Genomic DNA, 18716 nt, shown 5'->3' with positions numbered 1-18716 from the left:
AGCATAGGAAGGCTGAACGAGAAGAAAAGCGAAGCCTTTCGATGCCTTGCGTCGATTCCTTGCACGTATGCCAGCGCACGCAGGCGCCGAACCGGGCTAATCGCTCCGGCAGCGCCATGCGCCTGCGAGGATGCGCACCTTGCCTGCGGCCAGGTTATCGCGCAGGTTGCGCCCCATCTGGGCGAACTCGGGCCCGAAGATCAGCGCCGGGCCCGGCAGCGCGGGTGCGGCCTCGGCGCTTGCCTCACGCCGGCTGTGGACCTGGCGCCAGGCCAGGGCGGCCTCGGTGACGTCGTTTACGGCCTCGGCCTCGAAGCCTGCCGCATCGAGCGTGGCCAGCCACGCCTCACGGCCGCACAGGTGGCTGGTGCTCGCCGTTCTGGCCCATGGCACGGGCAGGGCCAGCGGTGCCGGGTTGTCGCCGGCCACGATCTCGTGCAGCAGCACCCGCCCGCCCGGCGCCAGCAGCCGCCGCCACTCCGCCAGCACCTGCTCGACGTGGGGCATGTTCATCAGCGCATGCTGGCACCAGATCACCTCAACGCTGGCGTCGGCCAGGGGCACCTGGGCGGCGTCCCCGGCCAGGAAGCGGGTGGCCTCGCCAAGGCCGGTGGCCCGGCTCAGCCATTCGGCCACCTCGATGAAGGCCGCGGTGATGTCGATCCCCGTTACCACACAGCCATACGCCTCGGCCAGCAGCCGGCTGGCACCGCCGGTGCCGCAGCCCACGTCGAGCACGCGCTCGCCCCGCTGCAGCCCGCCCAGCTCGGCCAGGGCGCGGCTGGCCTGCCGCCCACCCAGGTGCAACTGGTCGATGCCCGCCACCTCGTCGCTGCTGAGCCGCTGCGGGTCGCAGCCGGCCGCGGCGAAGGCGGCCTGCAGGCGAGCCAGCAGGGGCCGGCCGTCGGCAGCGGAAAAGGCGTCGTAGTGCGCATTGAGCGGGCAGCGGGTCTCGCCCGCTGGCGGAAGCGTGCCGGTTGGCATATCAGGCTCCTGGCCATCACAATCAAGGCACCAGCTTAGACGGTGCGGCCATCGCCCCCATTGGCGAATGGTCATGCCTCCTGACGAGCGATGAGGAGCCCCTGCATGAAAAGACATCTAGCCAGCCTCGCCCTGCCCGCCGCCGGCCTGCTGCTGGCCGGCTGCACCGGCCTGCCCAAGGGCACCGAAGCGGTGACCGGCTTCGAGCTGGAGCGCTATCTCGGCCAGTGGTACGAGATCGCCCGCCTCGACCACTCCTTCGAGCGCGGCCTCGACTGCGTCACCGCCGACTACTCGCTGCGCGACGACGGCGGCGTGCGCGTCATCAACCGCGGGATCAACCTCGCTACGGGCGAGGTGGACGAGGCGGAGGGCCGCGCCTACTTCGTGGCAGGCGAGGATGTGGGCCGGCTCAAGGTCAGCTTCTTCGGGCCCTTCTACGGTGGCTACAACGTACTGCAGCTGGACGACGACTACCGCTGGGCGCTGGTCTCGGGGCCCAGCCACGACTACCTGTGGATACTCGCCCGCGAGCCGACCCTGGACGCGGCGATCCAGGAGGAGCTGGTCGACTTTGCCGCCAGCAAGGCCTTCCCCGCGGACGAACTGATCGAGGTCGAGCAGGGCGAGCCCTGCGAACCCTGGCGCCGCTGAGTTTCACTATCGCACCCCGGCTTCCAAAAGCCCGACGCCACGACTTGAGAAGAAGCACCGTGCGCAGGAAGGTGGAACGCGACCTCGTGAGCAGGAACAAGCCATGCTGGCGGAGTGGATCGAACTGAGCCTGGAAGGCGCGCCACCGCCCAGGCGGCAAGGGCCCATTGCGGGCGGCGACTATCGCCTGCTCGGCCCCGGGCTGCTCGAACTTTGCCCGGCAAACAGCCGGGACAACGCCCCCGCGGTGATTCTCTCGGTCGGCATCCACGGCAACGAGACGGCGCCCATCGAACTCCTGGGCGGCTGCCTGGCGCGCCTCGAAGCGGGGCTGCTCACTCTGGGCGCCCCGGCGCTGGTGGTGCTGGGCAACCTCGAGGCCATCCGTCGCGGCGAGCGCTATGTGACCACCAACCTCAACCGCCTGTTTCGCCGCGACCTGAACGAAACCGGCCGGGAACCGGACCGCGCCCGCGAGCTGATGCGGGCGGTGGACGCCTTCTATGCTCGCCACGAGGGCCGCGAGCGGCTCCACTACGATCTGCACACGGCGATTCGCGATAGCCGCTACCCACGCTTCGTCGTCGAGCCCTTCGCGGCGACCGTCACCCGGTCCGAGCAGTGGCGCTGGCTGGCCGCCGCCGACATTCAGGCCGTGCTGCACCAGCATCAGCACAGTTGGACCTTTTCCCACTATGCGAAGCACTACCATCAGGCGCAGGCCTTCACCCTGGAGCTGGGCCGCGCCCTGCCCTTCGGCCACAACGACCTCGCCCCGCTGGCACCCATGGCGCGGCTGCTCGAGGCACTGCTGGCGGGCCGCGAACCGCCCGGCGCCGACCCGGCACGCATGACGTTCTTCCGCGTGGCGCACGAGCTGATGCGCCGCTCCCGCGACTTCCGCCTCTGCTTTGCCGACGACACGCCCAACTTCACCGCCTTTGCGCCCGGCACAACGCTGGCAGAGGATGCCGAGGCTGGCCCCTTCGTCGTCGACACCGAACCGCTCCACGTGGTGTTCCCCAATGCCGCAGTGGAGCTGGGTGCTCGCGCTGCGCTGCTGGCGCGCCCGGCGCCGCCGCCTGGCTGACCCCAAGCCACACCTTCTTCCGAATTCATAACAACAAACCGGAGCCAGACATGACCCACTCGAACGCTGTCCATGCGCCCCTCGCCCTGGCGAGAACCGCTGCCCCTCTGCCCAAAGGCTCCAGGCCTGTTAGAATCGCCCCTTTTTCGTGCCTGTCTGCTTGACCCGGCGCGTCGTCTCAGGCGACCTGTCCCGACCTGGAGCCCGTCCCATGGCCGATACCCCGATCCCCCTCGAAGTGCGCAACATCAAGAAGCGCTTCGGCGATACCGAAGTTCTCAAGGGCCTGTCGCTGGCGGCCCACAAGGGTGACGTCATCACCCTGATCGGAGCCTCGGGCTCCGGCAAGAGCACCTTCCTGCGCTGCATGAACCTGCTCGAGCAGCCCGACGAGGGCGACCTGATCGTCCACGGCGAGGAGATTCGCTTCAAGCACACCCGACACGGGCGCGAACCGGAAGACTGGAAGCAGGTAGTGCGCATGCGCGCACGCCTGTCGATGGTATTCCAGAGCTTCAACCTGTGGTCGCACATGACCCTGCTCGAGAACATCATCGAGGCCCCCATCCACGTGCTGGGCAAGCCCAAGAAGGAAGCCATCGAGCACGCCCGCGCCCTGCTCGAACGGGTCGGCCTGACCGCCCGGGCGGACGCCTATCCGGCGCAGATGTCCGGCGGCCAGCAGCAGCGCGGCGCCATTGCCCGCGCGCTGGCGATGGACCCGGAAGTGATGCTGTTCGACGAGCCCACCTCGGCGCTCGATCCGGAGCTGGTCGGCGACGTGCTCAAGGTGATGCGCGACCTGGCCGACGAGGGCCGCACCATGGTGGTGGTGACCCACGAGATGGGCTTCGCTCGCGACGTCTCCAGCCAGGTGATCTTCCTGCACCAGGGCCTGGTCGAAGAGGCCGGCACGCCCCAGGACGTGCTGGTCAACCCCACCTCGCCGCGGCTCAAGCAGTTCCTGGCGCCCAAGTACTGAGGGTACCTCCATGCTCGATCTACACGGTTACGGCCCGCGGCTGGTGGAGGGCGCCGGCGTCACCCTCCAGCTCGCCGTGCTTTCCCTGATCCTGGCCCTGGCGCTGGGGCTGCTCACGGCCAGCGCCAAGATGTCGCGCAACTGGCTGCTGCACAAGGTGGCCACGCTCTACACCACGGTGATTCGCGGCGTGCCCGACCTGGTACTGATGCTGCTGCTGTTCTTCGGCGGCCAGATGGCGCTGAACGCGCTCACCGATGCCCTCTACGACCGCACCGGGCTTGACTGGTATGTCAATCTCAACGCCTTCGCCGCTGGCGTCATTACTATTGGCTTCATCTTCGGCGCCTACATGGGCGAGACCTTCCGCGGCGCCTTCATGGCCGTTGAGCACGGCCAGATCGAGGCCGGCAAGGCCTACGGCATGAGCCCCTGGCTGGTATTCCGGCGCATCCGCTTCCCGCAGATGATGCGCCACGCCCTGCCGGGCATCTCCAACAACTGGATGGTGCTGCTCAAGACCACCGCGCTGGTCTCGGTGATCGGCCTCTCGGACATGGTGCGGGTAGCCGCCGAAGCCTCCCGTGCCACCCACGAGCCGTTCACCTTCCTGATCCCGGTGGCCGCCGTCTACCTGCTGATCGCCAGCGTCTCGGAGTGGATGTTCGCCCGGCTGCAGAAGCGCTACAACGTCGGCTTCGGAGGTCACTGACATGGACAATCTGCCCTGGCTCAACGAGCTGCTCGCCGGCAACCGCATCTTCACGCCCCAGACTCTGGCCTACTACTGGGAAGGGCTGGTGACCACCACCCAGCTGGTGTTCCTGTCGCTGGTGGTCGGCCTGGTGCTGGCGATACCGCTAGCCATCGGCCGCAGCTCCGGCCGCCGCTGGATCAGCCTGCCCATCTACATCTATACCTACGTGTTCCGCGGCACCCCGCTGCTGATTCAGCTCTACATCATCTACTACGGCGTGGTGTTCTTCGACGGCATCCAGGAGACCTTCCTGTGGCCGATCCTGCGCGAGGCCTTCTATCCGGCGCTGATCGCCTTCACCCTCAACACCGCGGCCTACACCACCGAAATCTTCCGCGGCGCGATCAAGGCCACCCCGCGCGGCGAGATCGAGGCGGCCAGGGCCTACGGCATGTCGCAGAGCCTGATGATGCGGCGCATCGTGCTGCCCAGCGCCTTCCGGCGCGCCCTGCCGGCCTACGGCAACGAGGTGATCTTCATGCTGCACGCCAGCGCCATCGCCAGCGTGGTCACGCTGATGGACATCACCGGTGCGGCGCGCTTCGTCTATGCGCGCTTCTATGCCCCGTTCGAGGCCTTCCTGTTCGCCGCGGCGATCTACCTGTGCCTGACCTTCGCCATCCTCTACTTCTTCCGCTACCTGGAGAAACGCATGCTGGCCCACCTGAAACCGCTTGGCGGCGGCTAAGCCGCGTCAAACAGGCGTTGGAAAAACCCGCGCGCAGGGGTTTCGACCCCGGCAAGGCTGCGATAAATTCAGGCACGACGTCCACCGACCAGGTGGTCGAACGACAACAAAGGGAAAACCGTCATGAAAAAACTGCTGACCGTCTCTCTGCTGGGTGTGGCGCTGGCCGCCGGTAGCGCCCAGGCCCGCGACTACGACCACGTGCGCTTCGGCGTCGACGTACCCTACGAGCCGATGGAGTACCGCACCCCCGAGGGCGAGCTGACCGGCTTCGACATCGAGCTGGGCAACGCCCTGTGCGCCGAGATGGGCATCACCTGCGAGTGGATCGAGCAGGAGTGGGACGGCATCATTCCCGGCCTGCTGTCGCGCAACTACGACGCCATCATGTCGTCGATGACGATCAACGAAGAGCGCCGCCAGACCGTGCGCTTCTCCGACCCGTACATCACCATGCCCTCGGCCTGGTTCGGCCCGGCCGACCTGGACATCGAGACGGCCAACGAAGAGACCCTGGCCGGCATGACCATCGGCGTGCAGCGCGGTACCCTGCAGGACAACTACGTCACCGACATGTTCGGCCGCGTCGCCAGCGTCAGCCGCTACTCCACCGCCGACGACATGGTGCTCGACCTGCAGGCCCAGCGCCTGGATATCGTCTTCCTCGACTACCCGATCGGCCGCACCACCCTGCTCGAGAGCGAGCGCGGCGAGTTCGTGATGATCGGCGAAGCCGTCACCGAACCGGAAGAGTACTTCGGCGAAGGCTTCGGCATTGCCTTCCGCCCGCGCGACGAGGCACTCGCCGAGCGCTTCAACGAGGCCCTGGCCACGCTGAAGGAAGACGGCACCTACGACGAGATCTACCAGCGATACTTCGGCGAAGAGTGATAGCCGCCCTCCCTCGGCCGCTCGGCCGGGGAGGTGACGTCGGCTAGCCGCGCCGTATCAGGATGCCGCGCCCGGCGAAGAAGCGCTCGAACACCGCAGGCGCAAGGCGGACATCCGCCTGATTCACTCCGGGCAGCCCGGAAGGGTTGTGAAAGCGCAGGCGCCCGCTCTCGTCGCGCCCGAAGAGATAGACCAGATGCCCGCCCCGCTGCGGCGGGTCCTGCTCGGGCGTGCGAATCGAAGGGTGCACCGAGGCGATGACGCGATGCCCCTCGTCCAACCATTCGGCAATCCGCTCGGCCTCGACGTGCTCCACGACCTCGGCCTCCAGCGCGTGTCGCTCCCTCAGCAGCTGCACCAAAGGCCGATAGTAGAGGCCCTTGATGCCCGCCTCCGAAACCACATAGCCGCCAACTTCCCGGCACCTTTCGAGCAGCTCGAACAGAGTCGCCCGCTCGCCGCGCAACTCCTCGAGCAGCATCTTGGTGCAGGCCATGCCGCAGATATGCGAGGCCCAGCGCGCGTACGCCTCGGCACTGGGTGCACCGGACTCGGCCCAGCGGGGATCGTCGGCGGCGTGCAGGCGTCCGGCGAGCAGATCGGGAATACGCTCACTGGAAACCCATTGGGAGTAATAGGCAGGCACGTCCCTGTTCGACATCGTGTGTCTCGCTCAATGCCCCCTGTGCGGGCCCGGCACGTGGCTTGGCTCTCGCAACTCGGTAGGCCGTTCCGCCACTGGCTGGGCCAGTTCCTGGAGAATACCGCAGTGGCTGGCGTCGGTTTCGCCGTTGCAGCGCGAGCGCAGGGTGACGAGGGCCTGGCGCAGTGCCTGAAGCTGCTCGATGCGCGCCTCGACGTGAGCCAGGTGGTCGTCGATCAAGCCGTTCACCGCATTGCAGGGCTGACGCGGCCGGTCGTGATAATCGAGCAGGGTACGGATCTCCTCCAGCGTCATGTCCAGCGTGCGGCAGTGACGGATGAAGCGCAGCCGCTCGGCATGGGGCTCCGCATAGAGGCGATAGTTGCCGCTGGAGCGGGCAGGCTCGGGCAGCAGCCCCTCGCGCTCGTAGTAGCGGATGGTTTCCACCGCGCAGCCGGTGCGGGTAGCCAGCTCACCGATTTTCATATGGGGCCTCGAAAAAGGTTTGACCCTATAGTGACTACAGGGTGTCTCATCAGCCTATACGATGACACGGAGTCCTGCCATGACCGCACGCCCCTGCTGCTCGAGCTGCACCGCGCCTGCCGCGCCTGCTGTGCCTGCCGCACGGAAGAACGACCGGCTGCCGCCCGGCACGCAGTCGCTGCGCCTGCATATCGAGGCGATGGACTGCCCCACCGAGGAGGCGCTGCTGCGCCGGGCGCTGGGCGACACGCCGGGCATCGAGCGGCTCGACTTCGATCTGGTCAACCGCGTGCTGACGGTGCACCACCGCAACGCGGTGGAGGAGGCGATCGAGCGCCGCATCGCCTCCACCGGCATGAGCGCACGGCGCCACGATCCGGCTCGGCGTACCCCCGCGGCGAGCAGTACGGAGAACTGGTGGAAGCTGGGCGCCGCTGCACTGCTGGCACTGGCCGCCGAAGCCAGCGACTGGCTGGCACTGGCCGAGCCGTGGCTGGCCGCCGCGCTGGCGCTGACGGCCATCGCCCTGGTCGGCCTGCCGACCTGGAAGAAGGGCTTCATCGCCCTGCGCCACCGCACGCTGAACATCAATGCGCTGATGAGCGTGGCGGTGACCGGCGCGCTGCTGATCGGCCAATGGGCCGAGGCGGCCATGGTGCTGGTGCTGTTCACCCTGGCCGAGCGCATCGAGGCGCGTTCGCTAGGCCGCGCGCGCAACGCCATCCGCGAGCTGCTCTCGCTGGCGCCGGAAAGCGCCAGCGTGCGCCAGGCCGATGGCGCCTTTCGCAGCATGCCGGCCAGCGAAGTCGTCACCGGCAGCCTGGTGCGGGTGCGGCCGGGCGAGCGCCTGGCGCTGGACGGCAGCGTGGCCGAGGGCCATCCGGCGCTGGACGAATCGCCCATCACCGGCGAGAGCCTGCCGGTGGACAAGGCACCCGGCGCGGCCGTGTTCGCCGGCAGCGTCAACCAGGGCAGCGAATTCCTCTACCGCACCACCCGGGCGGCAAGCGACACCACCCTGGCACGCATCATCCATACCGTGGAGCAGGCCCAGGCCAGTCGCGCGCCCACCCAGCGCTTCATCGACCGCTTCGCCGCCGTCTACACGCCTGTGGTATTCGGCATCGCCCTGCTGGTAGGGCTCACCTGGCCATGGCTGTTCGGCGTCAGCTGGCTGGAGGGCATCTACCGCGCCCTGGTGCTGCTGGTGATCGCCTGCCCCTGCGCGCTGGTGATCTCCACCCCGGTCACCGTGGTCAGCGGGCTGGCCGCCGCCGCCAGGGCGGGCATTCTGATCAAGGGCGGCAACTTCCTGGAGCAGGGCCATCGCCTGGTCGCCATCGCCTTCGACAAGACCGGCACCTGACCCAGGGCCGCCCCTCGCAGCAGGCCTGGCACCCACTCGACGGTACGCTGAACGCGGCCGGTCGCGAGCGCCTGCGCGCCCTGGCGGCGGGGCTCGCCGGGCGCTCGTCGCACCCGGTGTCGGCAGCGCTGGCACGCGCTGCCGAGGCCGATGGCGTCGACCCAATGGAAGTGAGCGAGGTGCGCGAGCTGCCCGGCCGCGGCGTGGTGGCAAGCCATGCCGGTCTCACGCTGTGGCTCGGCAACCGGCGGCTGATGCAGCAGTTCGCAGCGCCGGACGAAACCCTCGACGCGCATCTCGCCGGGCACGAGGCCCGCGGCGAGACGCTGGTGATCCTGGGGGAAGAATCGCGTCCGCTGGCGGTGTTCGCCGTCGGCGACCCGCTGCGCGAAGAGAGCCGCGAGGCCATTGAGGCGCTGCACCGGCTGGGCGTGACCACGCTGATGCTCAGCGGCGATACCCCGGCCAGCGTGGCCGCGGTGGCGGCCCAGGCCGGCATCGACGAGGCCCACGGCGCCCTGCTGCCGGAGGACAAGCTGGCAATGATCGAAGCGCGTGCTGAGCTGGGGCCGGTGGGCATGGTGGGCGACGGCATCAACGACGCCCCGGCGCTGGCGCGCGCCGACATCGGCTTCGCCATGGGCGCGCTGGGCAGCGACGCCGCCATCGAGACCGCCGACGTAGCGCTGATGGACGACGACCCGCGCCGCCTGGCCGATTTCCTGCGCCTCTCGCGGGGACGCGCCGGGTGCTGATGCAAAACATCGCCATCGCCCTGGGCCTCAAGGCGGTGTTCATGGCGCTCGCCTTCACCGGCCACGCCACCCTGTGGATGGCGGTGTTCGCCGACATGGGCGCCAGCCTGATCGTAGTGGCCAACGGCCTGCGCCTGCTGCGCCATGGCGGCGCTCAGCGGATCACGCGCCTGACGAAGAACGGCGCGAACAGCTCGAAAACCACCGTGGAGACGACCACTGCCGACATCAACAGGGTGGCGTGATCGGGGAAGCGCTCGGTGACCAGCAGGGCCATGCCCATGGCGATGCCGGCCTGGGGCGTCATTGCCAGGCCGACCGAAGCCGGCAATGCGACCCCATGCCGCCTGGCCAGCACCACCCCGAGCAGGCCACCCAGGTAGCGCCCGGCCAGGCGCAGCAGAACATAGGCCACGGTGACACCGAGCGCCTGCCCGGCGTAGTGCAAGTCGAGGCTGGCACCGGACAGAACGAAGAAGAACACCAGGAAGGGCCACTCGATATGCTCGATCTCATTGAAGGAGCGGCGGTGATGCACAGACAGGTTGACCACCAGGGCACCGGCCAGCAAGGCAGCCAGCAGCGCCGAGACCTGCATCCAGCTCGACAGCCCCGCCAGCAGCAGAATCAGGGCGATGGCTTCCACCTGAGTGGGCTCTCCCTGCCGCAGCCGCCCCGTCAGCCAGGCGGCGGGCAGGCCGACCGCCGCCCCCAGCAGCAGCGCCCCGCCCAGCTCCCAGCCCGCCATCAGCAGAGCGGTTCCCGCGTCGTGATCGAGCTGCCAGCTCAGCAGCGCCATGGCCAGGCCGAAGACCAGGATACCCCACAGGTCGTCGATGGCGACGACGCCCATCAGCAGGCGCGCGCGCACGCTCTTGTTGCCCGTCTCGTGCAGGGTCTCGCTGACCTCGGCCGGATCGGTGGCCACCGAGATGGCCGCCAGGCTGACGGCCACCACCAGGGGGAAGCCGAGCGCCAGCAGGCCCAGGCCCACCACCGTGATCCCCACGGCCGCGATGCCAAGCGACACCATGACAATCAGCGCACCGGTGCTACGCAGGCGCTCACGGGTCAGCTCGCCGCCCATCAGAAAGGCTACCATCACCAGCGCCACCTGAATCAGCGGCTCGGTCAGCCCGCCCAAGGGCTGTCCACCGTCGTGCCCAAGCCCCCACTGCTGCACCATGGCCACGCCGACCCCCACCAGCACCAGCAGCGAGATGCGCGGCAGGCACGTTCGGTTGGCCAGCGCATCGGCGAAGATACTCAGGGTCAGGATGGTACCCAGCAGCAGCAGGTTGGCGGTTTCCACCCCCAGCTCGCCGAACGGCGCCTGCCAGGCGTTAGCGCCCGCCATCCCCGCGTCCCCCCATGGCGCTGCGGAGGAAATTGACGATCCAGCGTGCCATCAAGGTGTCGCTGACCGGAGCCTCGAGCGAGGCCATCCCCTCTCGCACGCGCTCGTCCCCGACCCGCTCGCGGCGCAGCGCCATCAGGTCGCGGGAGTAGGCCTTGGAGAACTCCGGGTGGCCCTGTACGCCGAGGAAGTGCTCGCCGATCTGCATCAGGTAATGGGGGCAGAAATCGCTGCCGCCCACGACCATGGCCTCGGGGGCAGCGTCTCGACCTGGTCCTGGTGGCTGACGATCAGGTCGAGGCCGGGCTGCCAGGGCTCCATCCAGGCCGCCCGCGTCGTGACGCGGTTGAACGACATGCCCACACCCCAGCCGCGCTCGCTCTTGACCACCTCGCCACCCAGCGCCTTGGCCATCAGCTGGTGGCCGAAGCAGATCCCCACCAGCGGCTTGCCGGCCCGCCATAGTCGGCGCACGAAATCGCTCAGCTCCTCGACCCAGGGCAGCCCGTCGTTGACGCCATGCTTCGAGCCGGTGGTCATCCAGGCGTCGACGGCATCAATGTCATCGGGAATCTCGCCGTCCATGCAGCGCCAGGTGCGAAACTCGAGCGAAGGCTCGACTTTCTCGAACAGCGCAGCGAACATCTCGGGATAATTTCCATGCACCCGCCGCAGTTCGGGGGCCACGTCGTCGCACTGCAACAGCCCGATACGCATCATGCTTCTCCTTTCGTTGCACACATCCTGCCGCCAGCCTGCCACCGGCAAGGCGCCTCGCCAAGCGCAGCGCACGGCGGCGGAACTCCCGGAGCAGCGCTCCGGTCAACGAGACGTATCACGCGTCATCATCACAGGGAGGTCATGATGACCCTGCAGGCAACCTCCATGGCGCTGCCTGAGCGCCCCACTTCGACCTGGACCGGCTGGGGCCAATGGCTGGCGCTCGCCACCATGACCATTGATCACCTGACCCGCTATGTGCTGCCCGGACACTTGGACCTCGCCTGGGCCGGGTCGTCGCTGGGCCGCATCGCCTTCCCGCTGTTTGCCGCCATGGTGGCCTGGCATGGGTTGTTCAACACGCGCAATCCGCAGCGCTATGCCCGGCGCATCCTGATCATTGGCCTGGTGGCGCAACTGCCCTACATGATGATGCCGCGCGCCTCCGATGCCTTCATTCTCAACGTCTGCTTCACCCTGGCGCTGGGGCTGGCCTGGGGGCCTGGCTGCGCGACGCGCTCGGCCGCCTGCAGCAGGGCGGCACCGACCTGCACCTGCTGCTCGGCCTGGTGTTTTCGGTGGCAGCCTGGCAGGTAGCCGGGCACTGGGTGGAATACGGGCATCGCGGCCTGCTGCTGATCCCGCTGTTCATGCTGGCCATGCATCAGCTGCACGCCGCCGGGCCGGCACTGCAGCAGCGTCTGGGTGCCGCCCTGCTGGCGGCCCCGTGCTGGTGGTAGCAGGGTTGATGAACAGCTCCGACATGGCCAAGTCGTTCACCGTGGCCACCTGCCTGGTGGTGCTGTGGCTGGCCGCCGGCGCCCATCGCCTAGCCCCGTCGGTGCCGCTGGTCATGCCCCGCCGGCTATGGCTGGGCTGGTATCCCGGCCACTTCGCCCTCATCGCCCTGTGGCTGTGGGCCAGCGGCGGGCTGGCCTGACACGACGCCCCGAAGCGCGGCAGGCTCGCCCAGCAGGCGTACGAAGGCCGCCACCGGCATCGGGCGGTGGAAATGGAAGCCCTGGAAGCGCCTGCAGCCGCGCGAAGCAAGAAAGCCCAGCTGTGCGGCGTTCTCAACCCCTTCGGCCACCACGTCGATCCCCAGGTGCTGTGCCATGGCCAGCACGGTCTGGACGATGGCGGCATCGCTTGCGTCGGTGTCGAGCTGCCCGACGAAGCTGCGATCGATCTTCAGCTCATCCAGCGGTAGGCACTTGAGGTACATCAGCGAGGAGAAGCCGGTGCCGAAGTCGTCGAGCGCCAGCTGCACGCCAAATGCCTTGAGCGCCTGCATGCGCTCCACCGCTTCGCCGAGCCCATCGATCATGATGCTCTCGGTCAGCTCGATGACCAGCCGTGAGGGCACCACACCATGCCGCTCGACCACCGCCATGACGCTCTCGACGAAGCCCGGCTGGGTGAAGTGGCGAACGCTGATGTTGACCGCCAGGCGCGGCAGCACCGTCTCGGGCAGCCGCGCCAGCAGCGCGCAGCAGTGGTCGAGCAGCCACGACTCCAGCTCGACGATCAAATCGCTCTCCTCGGCGATGCCGATGAACACCTCCGGCGACACCCAGCCTTGCTCGGGATGCTCCCAGCGCATCAGCGCCTCGGCGCCGATGATCCGCCCGTCTTGGTCGAGCTGCGGCTGGAAGTGCACATCAAGCTGCCGTTCCAGGTGGGCGCGCCGCAGGGCCTGCTCCATTTCCAGCCGCCAGGCCATCTGGGCCTGCATCGCCGGCTCGTAGCCGCACACCTGCGCGCGCCCCTTCATCTTCGCCTGGTACATCGCGGTATCGGCATTGCGCAGCACGTCGCCCACATCCTCGTCGGCCAGCGGGAACAGCGTATAGCCGATGCTTGGGGTGACGCTGATGCGCTGGCCGTGCAGGTCGTAGGCCTTACGCAGGGTCGCGAGCAGATGCAAGGCCAGCGCCTCGGCCTTCGCGAGTTCGGCCTCGCGGTCGCCGCTCAGCCGCGGCAGCAGCACCACGAATTCGTCACCGCTGAGGCGGGCCGCCATTTCACCGTCGTTCATGCACTGCAGCAGCCGCAGGCTCACCTGGCGCAGCAGCTCGTCGCCTACGACATGCCCCAGGGTGTCGTTGATGATCTTGAAGCGGTCGAGATCAAGGAACATCACCAGGCCCAGGTGGCCATCGTCGCGCCGGTCGCGGAGGGTGGAGGCCAGCGTCTCGATCAGCAGCCGCCGGTTGGGCAGTTCGGTCAGGGGATCAAAAAAGCCTGGCGGTGAATCGTCGCCTCGGCCTGCTTGCGCTCGGTGAAATCCTCGATGATCGCCACCCCGCCCACCACCTCGCCCGCTTCGTTGCGCAGAGCGCTGTAGAAAGCCCGCAGCGGGGTCTTCTTGCCGCTGACCAGGTTGCGGTAAGTCCCCTCGAAATAGCCGGTGCCGCTCTCCAGGGCATCTTGTACCGCCTTGCTCACACGCTCGTCCTCGAGCTGAGTCAGCAGGTTGATGCCCAATAGCCGCTGGCGGCTGGTTCCCAGGATAACGAGGCACATCTCGTTGCAATCCACCACCGTGCCCTGGCGGTCGAAGTGCATCACCCCGAGCGGGGTATGGCGGAAGATTGCACGGTAGCGTGCCTCGCTCTCGCTCAGCTGCTTCTCGCGCGAGGTCACCAACAGGCGCAGCGACAGGTTGTCGGTGATGATGTGATTGAGCCGGCGGCTGCTCACCAGCACCAGGCCGATGAACAGCAGAATCATGGTGGCCAGCAGCGCGGCTGGCGGCGTGCCCTGCCACAGCAGGTGGCCCAGCAGCGGCAGCATGGCCGGCAGCACGAACAGCGGCGCCACCCACCACACCGCCGACAGCGTCGTGACGCCGCCGGCGGCGATGCCGGCCAGCACGATGGAGAGTGCGGCGAGCTGACCGTGGTGCTCCATGGTGAACATCGTCGCACCGGCCATGCCCCACAGCCCGCCGGCAATGGCCACACCCCAGGCGAAGCGGCTCAACCAGCGGCGGGGATGGCGTTGGCTCGCCGCTTCGCGGTGATAGCACCTGGCCAGCCACAGCCGGGCACCGGACGCCAGAATCAGTGCGCAGAGCCACAGCAGCAGGTGGCTGGGGGGCATGATCGGCCACATGGTCGCCACCAGCAGTACGGCCGCCAGCACGCTGGATAGCACGGGCTGCCAGAGGCGCTGATAGAGCAGACACACCTGCTCGCCGACGAGCTGACGTCGATAGGAACGGACGGCGACCGGAGCGGCATCGAACTGACGGTTCTTTCCCTGAAACGAAAGTGACATGCGAAAGGCTCTATGTAAGGTTTTGTATGCCCAGGCAAGTATCATGGCGCAAAGCCGAGCCTTTTGGCGACCTTGCGCATGTACTCTTTTATCAGCGCCCTTTGTTTCGACTTACTGGTCTTTCTTGCCTTGGCTGCCCCCTCCCGGCCGGCCTATTCGGCAAGAGGCCCAACCCGATATGCCTGCAGACGGGCCTGGGCGCGCGCTGTGCGGCACACCGGGGCGCTTGTTGCGCCACGCCTCGGTGGCGTCGCGCCCGCACCAGGCAAGGATCACCTCCGGATCCGTCGGGTGGGCGTCCACATAGGCAGTCACATCGTAGACCTGTCCGTCGATGGCCTTCCAGCAGCTGGCCGCCGAGTCATGCCGCGCAAGCTCAGCGGCAGTGATGCCGGCACGGGCCTCACCGTCGCCCGGCTCCTGCTCGGGCACCAGCCGATGCACGGCGATCAGCGTGAGCATGCTGGCAATGAAGGCCACGAACACGGTATAGGCCAGCTTGTTCATAGGAAATCGAACACCTCGCTGTGAATGCGGGCGGCAGGCACCCCGTGGTCGCGCAGCAGGCGGACGAGATGGGCGCTCATGGCCGGAGGCCCGCAGAGATAGACCTCGCGCTCGCGGTAGTCGGGGCAGTGCTGACGCAGGAACGCCTCGCTCATGGCACCGGCATGGCGGTAGTAGTGCGGCGTGACGGTAAAGTCACCCTGGGCTTTGGCGATCCGGCTCAGCTCCTCCAGGTAGTAGGCACGCTCGGGCGCATCGCACAGGTAGATCAAGTGGGGGCGTCCGTCGGTCGCCGCGCCCTGGGCAAAGCCTCGCGCCGCGCTGACGAAGGGGTGATACCGATGCCACCGCCAAGCCACAGCACGTTGCGCCGCGGCGGATGCTGCGGAAGGAAGCCGCCATAGGGCCCTTCGAGCTCGACGCGGCTGCCCGGCGCGACCGTCTGCAGCGCATGGCTGGCGTCGCCCAGATCCTTGATGCCGATACGCAGGTGGCTGGCCTGGGGCGCCGAGGCCAGGGTGTAGGGGTGCTCCTCGCCGCAGCCCGCCTGCAGCGTGCCATCCCGCGGCGTCAGATAGACGAACTGGCCCGCCTCATGGATCAGCGGGCGATCTTCCGGGGCCAGCTCCAGCTCGACCACGTCACGGGCCAGGCGATGCACCGCCTCGACGCGATACGACCGGCGCCCCAAGCGCTCAGCCAGCAGCTTGCGCCAGGCCACCGCCGACAGCCCCGCGAATCCCAGCATGATCCAGGGCCAGCGCTCGCCGGCCAGGGCAGCGCATGCGCGAGCGCCAGCAGCAGCGCCACAGCGGAGACCAGATGCAGGCGCTTCCAGCGCTGGTAGTGGGGGCGTCCAAAGAAGCCGAAGGTAGGCGCAAGAAAGATCACCAAGGCCAACCAGGCAAGCCAGCCCAGCCAGAAGGCGACCTGGACCGGCGGCGGCACCAACAGCGCCACCGCCGCTTCCAGCGAGACCGGCAGCGCAGCCAGTGCCAGGGCGAGCACGTGAACCATCACCAGGATGAAGGCCCAGTAGCCCAGCCAGTGATGAACGCGCCAAAGCCGCGTGAGCCCACCGAAGGGGCGGTCGCTGCCCGGCACTCGCAGGCTTACCGCGGCCGCCAACAGCATTAGCGCCAGCGCCAGGATGCCGCTGGCATGGCCCAGCCAGCTCAGCGCAGACTCGACTCGAGCCTCGGGCATCCCCAGGCGCGGCAGCGCCGCTGCCAGCGGCAGCCCCACCAGCATCCACAGCAGCAGGTCACCACCACGACGCGGCCATTGCATTCTCTTCTCCCGGCAGGGCATCTTGCTTCAGTTTCTTCGCTTCGTTTGCATCTGCAACAGGCCAGGGCGCCGTTTGACCAAGCCTTGACTTACATCAATGAGAGCGCCATGCCCTCGCCTGAAAAAGCTGTCATGAAACTCCCTTCATTCGTTCATGCCGATGCAACATGGCCAGCGGATAGTGGTCATCCGACACCCGCCGACGAATGCGAGAAGCCCATGACCCAGCACCAGTATCCCGGCCGCGTTGACCCCATCCTTGCTGCCGGCGACGAACCGATGAGCAATCCCTCCGCCAATGCCTACTTCGGCGATATCCTCGAGGCGCGCATGAGCCGCCGCACGCTGCTGCGCGGCAGCCTGGCGGCGGCGGTGGCTGGCGCGATGGCTGCCAGCCTGCCCTTCGGCCGCGCCCTGGCCGCGGGAACCGGTCTCCCCGGCCCCAGTCTCGGCTTCCAGGCGATTCCGATCGGCACCGGCGACAGCGTGGTGGTACCGGAAGGCTACCGGGTGCAGGCCTTCATTCCCTGGGGCACGCCGATCAGCGGCAGCATGCCGGCCTTCTCGCTGGACGCCAGCGGCGAGGACCAGGCGCACCAGATCGGCAGTCACCATGACGGCATGCACTACTTCGCCATCGACGGCAGTTCCCGCGACGGCCTGCTGGTGCTCAACCACGAATACGTCGAGCCGCGCTTCCTGCACGGGGCGGCGGCCGGGCTGGCGCTGGACGCCGACGGCTTCCCGCAGCACGAGGACGGTTCCCGCGATGCCGACCAGGTGCGCAAGGAGCTCAACGCCCACGGCGTCTCGGTGGTGCGGGTGCGCCAGGGCGACGACGGCCAGTGGCAGGTGGTAGAGGATCGCCTCAACCGTCGGGTCACCGGTCTCACGCCGATGCAGCTGGCCGGGCCGGTAGCGGGCACCGAGCACGTGGTAACGAAGTACAGCCCCGACGGCCGCATGACCCGCGGCACCCTGAACAACTGCGCCCACGGCGTCACGCCGTGGAACACCTACCTGGCCGCCGAGGAGAACTGGGCCGGCTACTTCGCCAACGAAGATGCCGAGCTCGACCGTCGCCAGAGCCGCTACGGCATCGAGACGCGCGCCGAAGGCCGCTACCAATGGCACCGCGCCCAGGGCGGCGCCGACGAGTTCGCACGCTTCGACGCCACTTCCTACGGCGCCTCGCCCAGCGAGGATTACCGCAACGAGCCCCACGCCTTCGGCTACATGGTCGAGATCGACCCCTTCGATCCGGAGAGCACGCCGGTCAAGCGCACCCACCTGGGCCGCTTCGCCCACGAGGGGTGATCTTTGCCCCGGCGGTGGAAGGCCAGCCGGTGGTGGCCTACTCCGGCGACGACGCCCGCTTCGAGTACATCTACAAGTTCGTCTCGGCTCGCCCCTATCAGGCCGCCAGCTCCGACGGCTCGCTGCTCGACGAAGGCACCCTCTACGTGGCCAGGTTCAACGACGATGGCAGCGGCGAGTGGCTGGCGCTGGCCCCGGGCCAGAACGGCCTGACGCCGGAGAACGGCTTCACCGACCTGGCCGACATCCTGGTCAACACCCGCAGCGCCGCCGACCATGTCGGCGCCACCAAGATGGACCGCCCCGAGTGGGGCGCCGTCGACCCCGCCACCGGCCAGGTCTACTTCACCCTGACCAACAACACCCGCCGCAGCGAAGCGCAGCTCGACGCCGCCAACCCGCGCGCCGAGAACCACTTCGGCCACATCATTCGCTGGCAGGAGGACGGCACCCATGCCGCCGAGCACTTCACGTGGGATATCTTCGTGCTGGCCGGCGATCAGGATAGCGGGCGCGACCTGGCCGGTGAGCCGCTGGGCCAGGAGGCGATCTTTGCCAGCCCCGACGGGCTGTGGATCGACCCCGATCGCCGCGTGTGGATCCAGACCGACATCAGCGAGTCGGTGATGAACACCGGCATCCACGAGGTGTTCGGCAACAACCAGATGCTCGTCGCCAACCCCGAGAGCGGCGAGATCCGCCGCTTCCTGACCGGCCCCATCGGCCAGGAGATCACCGGCGTGGTCACCACCCCGGACCAGCGCACCATGTTCGTCAATGTGCAGCACCCCGGCGCCACCACCAGCGCCGAGGCGTTCGCCGCGGGCGAGCTGGTCAGCCACTGGCCGGACGGCGGCAGCGCCATTCCGCGTTCGGCGACGCTGGTGATTACCCGAGAGGACGGCGGTATCATCGGCGCCTAAGAGAGGGCAAAAAAACAGCGGGCC

At 68.0% G+C, this 18716-nt stretch carries 23 protein-coding genes and 1 pseudogene; 12 read left to right on the top strand and 12 right to left on the bottom strand.

Annotated features, from left to right (window positions below):
* Positions 1-96 precede the first annotated feature (96 nt).
* Positions 97-984, bottom strand: a complete 888-nt coding sequence (locus tag ACUDAL_RS01645; RefSeq protein WP_444676900.1) for a class I SAM-dependent methyltransferase — start codon at positions 982-984, stop codon at positions 97-99.
* A 105-nt stretch (positions 985-1089) separates the two neighbouring features.
* Here ACUDAL_RS01645 and ACUDAL_RS01640 point away from each other — a divergent pair, with 105 nt between their 5' ends.
* From ACUDAL_RS01640 to ACUDAL_RS01615, 6 genes are all read left to right on the top strand, one after another.
* Positions 1090-1638 (top strand): lipocalin family protein, encoded by a 549-nt coding sequence (locus ACUDAL_RS01640; RefSeq protein ID WP_444676899.1) that lies wholly within the window; start codon positions 1090-1092, stop codon positions 1636-1638.
* A 103-nt stretch (positions 1639-1741) separates the two neighbouring features.
* A complete protein-coding gene (locus ACUDAL_RS01635; protein WP_444676898.1) occupies positions 1742-2728 on the top strand; it encodes a succinylglutamate desuccinylase in 987 nt (328 codons plus the stop codon).
* Between the two features lie 211 nt (positions 2729-2939).
* Positions 2940-3710 (top strand): ABC transporter ATP-binding protein, encoded by a 771-nt coding sequence (locus ACUDAL_RS01630; RefSeq protein ID WP_444676897.1) that lies wholly within the window; start codon positions 2940-2942, stop codon positions 3708-3710.
* Between the two features lie 10 nt (positions 3711-3720).
* The gene (locus ACUDAL_RS01625) at positions 3721-4422 is read left to right on the top strand and encodes an ABC transporter permease (protein WP_444676896.1); all 702 of its coding nucleotides are present in this window, start codon (positions 3721-3723) and stop codon (positions 4420-4422) included.
* Between the two features lies 1 nt (position 4423).
* Complete coding sequence (locus ACUDAL_RS01620; RefSeq protein WP_444676895.1) at positions 4424-5155, top strand: ABC transporter permease; 732 nt, start codon at positions 4424-4426, stop codon at positions 5153-5155.
* Between the two features lie 123 nt (positions 5156-5278).
* A complete protein-coding gene (locus ACUDAL_RS01615; protein ID WP_444676894.1) occupies positions 5279-6046 on the top strand; it encodes a transporter substrate-binding domain-containing protein in 768 nt (255 codons plus the stop codon).
* A 43-nt stretch (positions 6047-6089) separates the two neighbouring features.
* Here ACUDAL_RS01615 and ACUDAL_RS01610 read toward each other — a convergent pair whose 3' ends face one another.
* The gene (locus ACUDAL_RS01610) at positions 6090-6692 is read right to left on the bottom strand and encodes a C39 family peptidase (RefSeq protein ID WP_444676893.1); all 603 of its coding nucleotides are present in this window, start codon (positions 6690-6692) and stop codon (positions 6090-6092) included.
* Between the two features lie 27 nt (positions 6693-6719).
* On the bottom strand, positions 6720-7175 hold the full coding sequence (gene cadR / locus ACUDAL_RS01605) for a Cd(II)/Pb(II)-responsive transcriptional regulator (RefSeq protein WP_444676892.1): 456 nt from the start codon (positions 7173-7175) through the stop codon (positions 6720-6722).
* Between the two features lie 79 nt (positions 7176-7254).
* Here cadR and ACUDAL_RS01600 point away from each other — a divergent pair, with 79 nt between their 5' ends.
* The 3 genes from ACUDAL_RS01600 to ACUDAL_RS01590 are packed head-to-tail and all read left to right on the top strand — an operon-like array spanning position 7255 to position 9541.
* Positions 7255-8541: a heavy metal translocating P-type ATPase gene (locus ACUDAL_RS01600; RefSeq protein WP_444676891.1), complete on the top strand. Its 1287-nt coding sequence runs from the start codon at positions 7255-7257 to the stop codon at positions 8539-8541.
* Positions 8538-9296, top strand: a complete 759-nt coding sequence (locus ACUDAL_RS01595) for an HAD-IC family P-type ATPase (RefSeq protein ID WP_444679279.1) — start codon at positions 8538-8540, stop codon at positions 9294-9296. Before ACUDAL_RS01600 ends, ACUDAL_RS01595 begins: the two co-directional genes overlap by 4 nt.
* On the top strand, positions 9290-9541 hold the full coding sequence (locus ACUDAL_RS01590; protein ID WP_444676890.1) for a hypothetical protein: 252 nt from the start codon (positions 9290-9292) through the stop codon (positions 9539-9541). Before ACUDAL_RS01595 ends, ACUDAL_RS01590 begins: the two co-directional genes overlap by 7 nt.
* Here the strand turns inward: ACUDAL_RS01590 and ACUDAL_RS01585 are convergent.
* From ACUDAL_RS01585 to ACUDAL_RS01575, 3 genes are read right to left on the bottom strand one after another with little or no spacing between them, the layout of a single operon-like run.
* Positions 9451-10653, bottom strand: a complete 1203-nt coding sequence (locus ACUDAL_RS01585) for a cation:proton antiporter (RefSeq protein WP_444676889.1) — start codon at positions 10651-10653, stop codon at positions 9451-9453. The genes ACUDAL_RS01590 and ACUDAL_RS01585 overlap by 91 nt on opposite strands.
* Positions 10640-10894: a hypothetical protein gene (locus ACUDAL_RS01580; protein ID WP_444676888.1), complete on the bottom strand. Its 255-nt coding sequence runs from the start codon at positions 10892-10894 to the stop codon at positions 10640-10642. Before ACUDAL_RS01580 ends, ACUDAL_RS01585 begins: the two co-directional genes overlap by 14 nt.
* Positions 10861-11370 carry a glutamine amidotransferase-related protein gene (locus tag ACUDAL_RS01575; protein WP_444676887.1) on the bottom strand — a complete coding sequence of 170 codons (510 nt, stop codon included), beginning with the start codon at positions 11368-11370 and terminating at the stop codon, positions 10861-10863. The genes ACUDAL_RS01580 and ACUDAL_RS01575 overlap by 34 nt, the downstream gene beginning before the upstream one ends.
* 147 nt (positions 11371-11517) lie before the next feature.
* On the opposite strand from ACUDAL_RS01575, the pseudogene ACUDAL_RS01570 reads away from it, so the two are divergent.
* A pseudogene (locus ACUDAL_RS01570) lies at positions 11518-12313 on the top strand (TraX family protein).
* On the opposite strand, the gene ACUDAL_RS01565 reads toward ACUDAL_RS01570, so the two are convergent.
* From ACUDAL_RS01565 to ACUDAL_RS01540, 6 genes are all read right to left on the bottom strand, one after another.
* Entirely contained in the window at positions 12239-13564 is a 1326-nt protein-coding gene (locus tag ACUDAL_RS01565) for a putative bifunctional diguanylate cyclase/phosphodiesterase (protein ID WP_444679278.1), read from the bottom strand. The pseudogene ACUDAL_RS01570 and the gene ACUDAL_RS01565 sit on opposite strands and share 75 nt — an antisense overlap.
* Positions 13565-13599: 35 nt before the next feature.
* Positions 13600-14655 carry a PAS domain-containing protein gene (locus tag ACUDAL_RS01560; RefSeq protein WP_444676886.1) on the bottom strand — a complete coding sequence of 352 codons (1056 nt, stop codon included), beginning with the start codon at positions 14653-14655 and terminating at the stop codon, positions 13600-13602.
* Positions 14656-14766: 111 nt separating this feature from the next.
* Positions 14767-15162, bottom strand: coding sequence for a cytochrome b5 domain-containing protein (locus tag ACUDAL_RS01555; RefSeq protein ID WP_444676885.1), 396 nt, complete (start codon positions 15160-15162; stop codon positions 14767-14769).
* Positions 15159-15434, bottom strand: coding sequence for a hypothetical protein (locus tag ACUDAL_RS01550; protein WP_444676884.1), 276 nt, complete (start codon positions 15432-15434; stop codon positions 15159-15161). The genes ACUDAL_RS01555 and ACUDAL_RS01550 overlap by 4 nt, the downstream gene beginning before the upstream one ends.
* Positions 15431-15823 carry a hypothetical protein gene (locus ACUDAL_RS01545; protein ID WP_444676883.1) on the bottom strand — a complete coding sequence of 131 codons (393 nt, stop codon included), beginning with the start codon at positions 15821-15823 and terminating at the stop codon, positions 15431-15433. The genes ACUDAL_RS01550 and ACUDAL_RS01545 overlap by 4 nt, the downstream gene beginning before the upstream one ends.
* Positions 15763-16452 carry a ferric reductase-like transmembrane domain-containing protein gene (locus ACUDAL_RS01540; protein ID WP_444676882.1) on the bottom strand — a complete coding sequence of 230 codons (690 nt, stop codon included), beginning with the start codon at positions 16450-16452 and terminating at the stop codon, positions 15763-15765. The genes ACUDAL_RS01545 and ACUDAL_RS01540 overlap by 61 nt, the downstream gene beginning before the upstream one ends.
* Before the next feature lie 219 nt (positions 16453-16671).
* On the opposite strand from ACUDAL_RS01540, the gene ACUDAL_RS01535 reads away from it, so the two are divergent.
* On the top strand, positions 16672-17769 hold the full coding sequence (locus tag ACUDAL_RS01535; RefSeq protein ID WP_444676881.1) for a PhoX family protein: 1098 nt from the start codon (positions 16672-16674) through the stop codon (positions 17767-17769).
* Positions 17766-18692, top strand: a complete 927-nt coding sequence (locus ACUDAL_RS01530) for a PhoX family protein (protein WP_444676880.1) — start codon at positions 17766-17768, stop codon at positions 18690-18692. The genes ACUDAL_RS01535 and ACUDAL_RS01530 overlap by 4 nt, the downstream gene beginning before the upstream one ends.
* The last annotated feature ends 24 nt before the right edge of the window (positions 18693-18716 follow it).

Origin of the sequence: Halomonas sp. E19 (assembly GCF_052439355.1) — a bacterium.
In the GTDB taxonomy this organism is placed as follows: Bacteria; Pseudomonadota; Gammaproteobacteria; order Pseudomonadales; family Halomonadaceae; genus Halomonas.
Note: the sequence above shows the minus strand (reverse complement) of the source record. Positions and strands in the feature narration are given on the sequence as shown.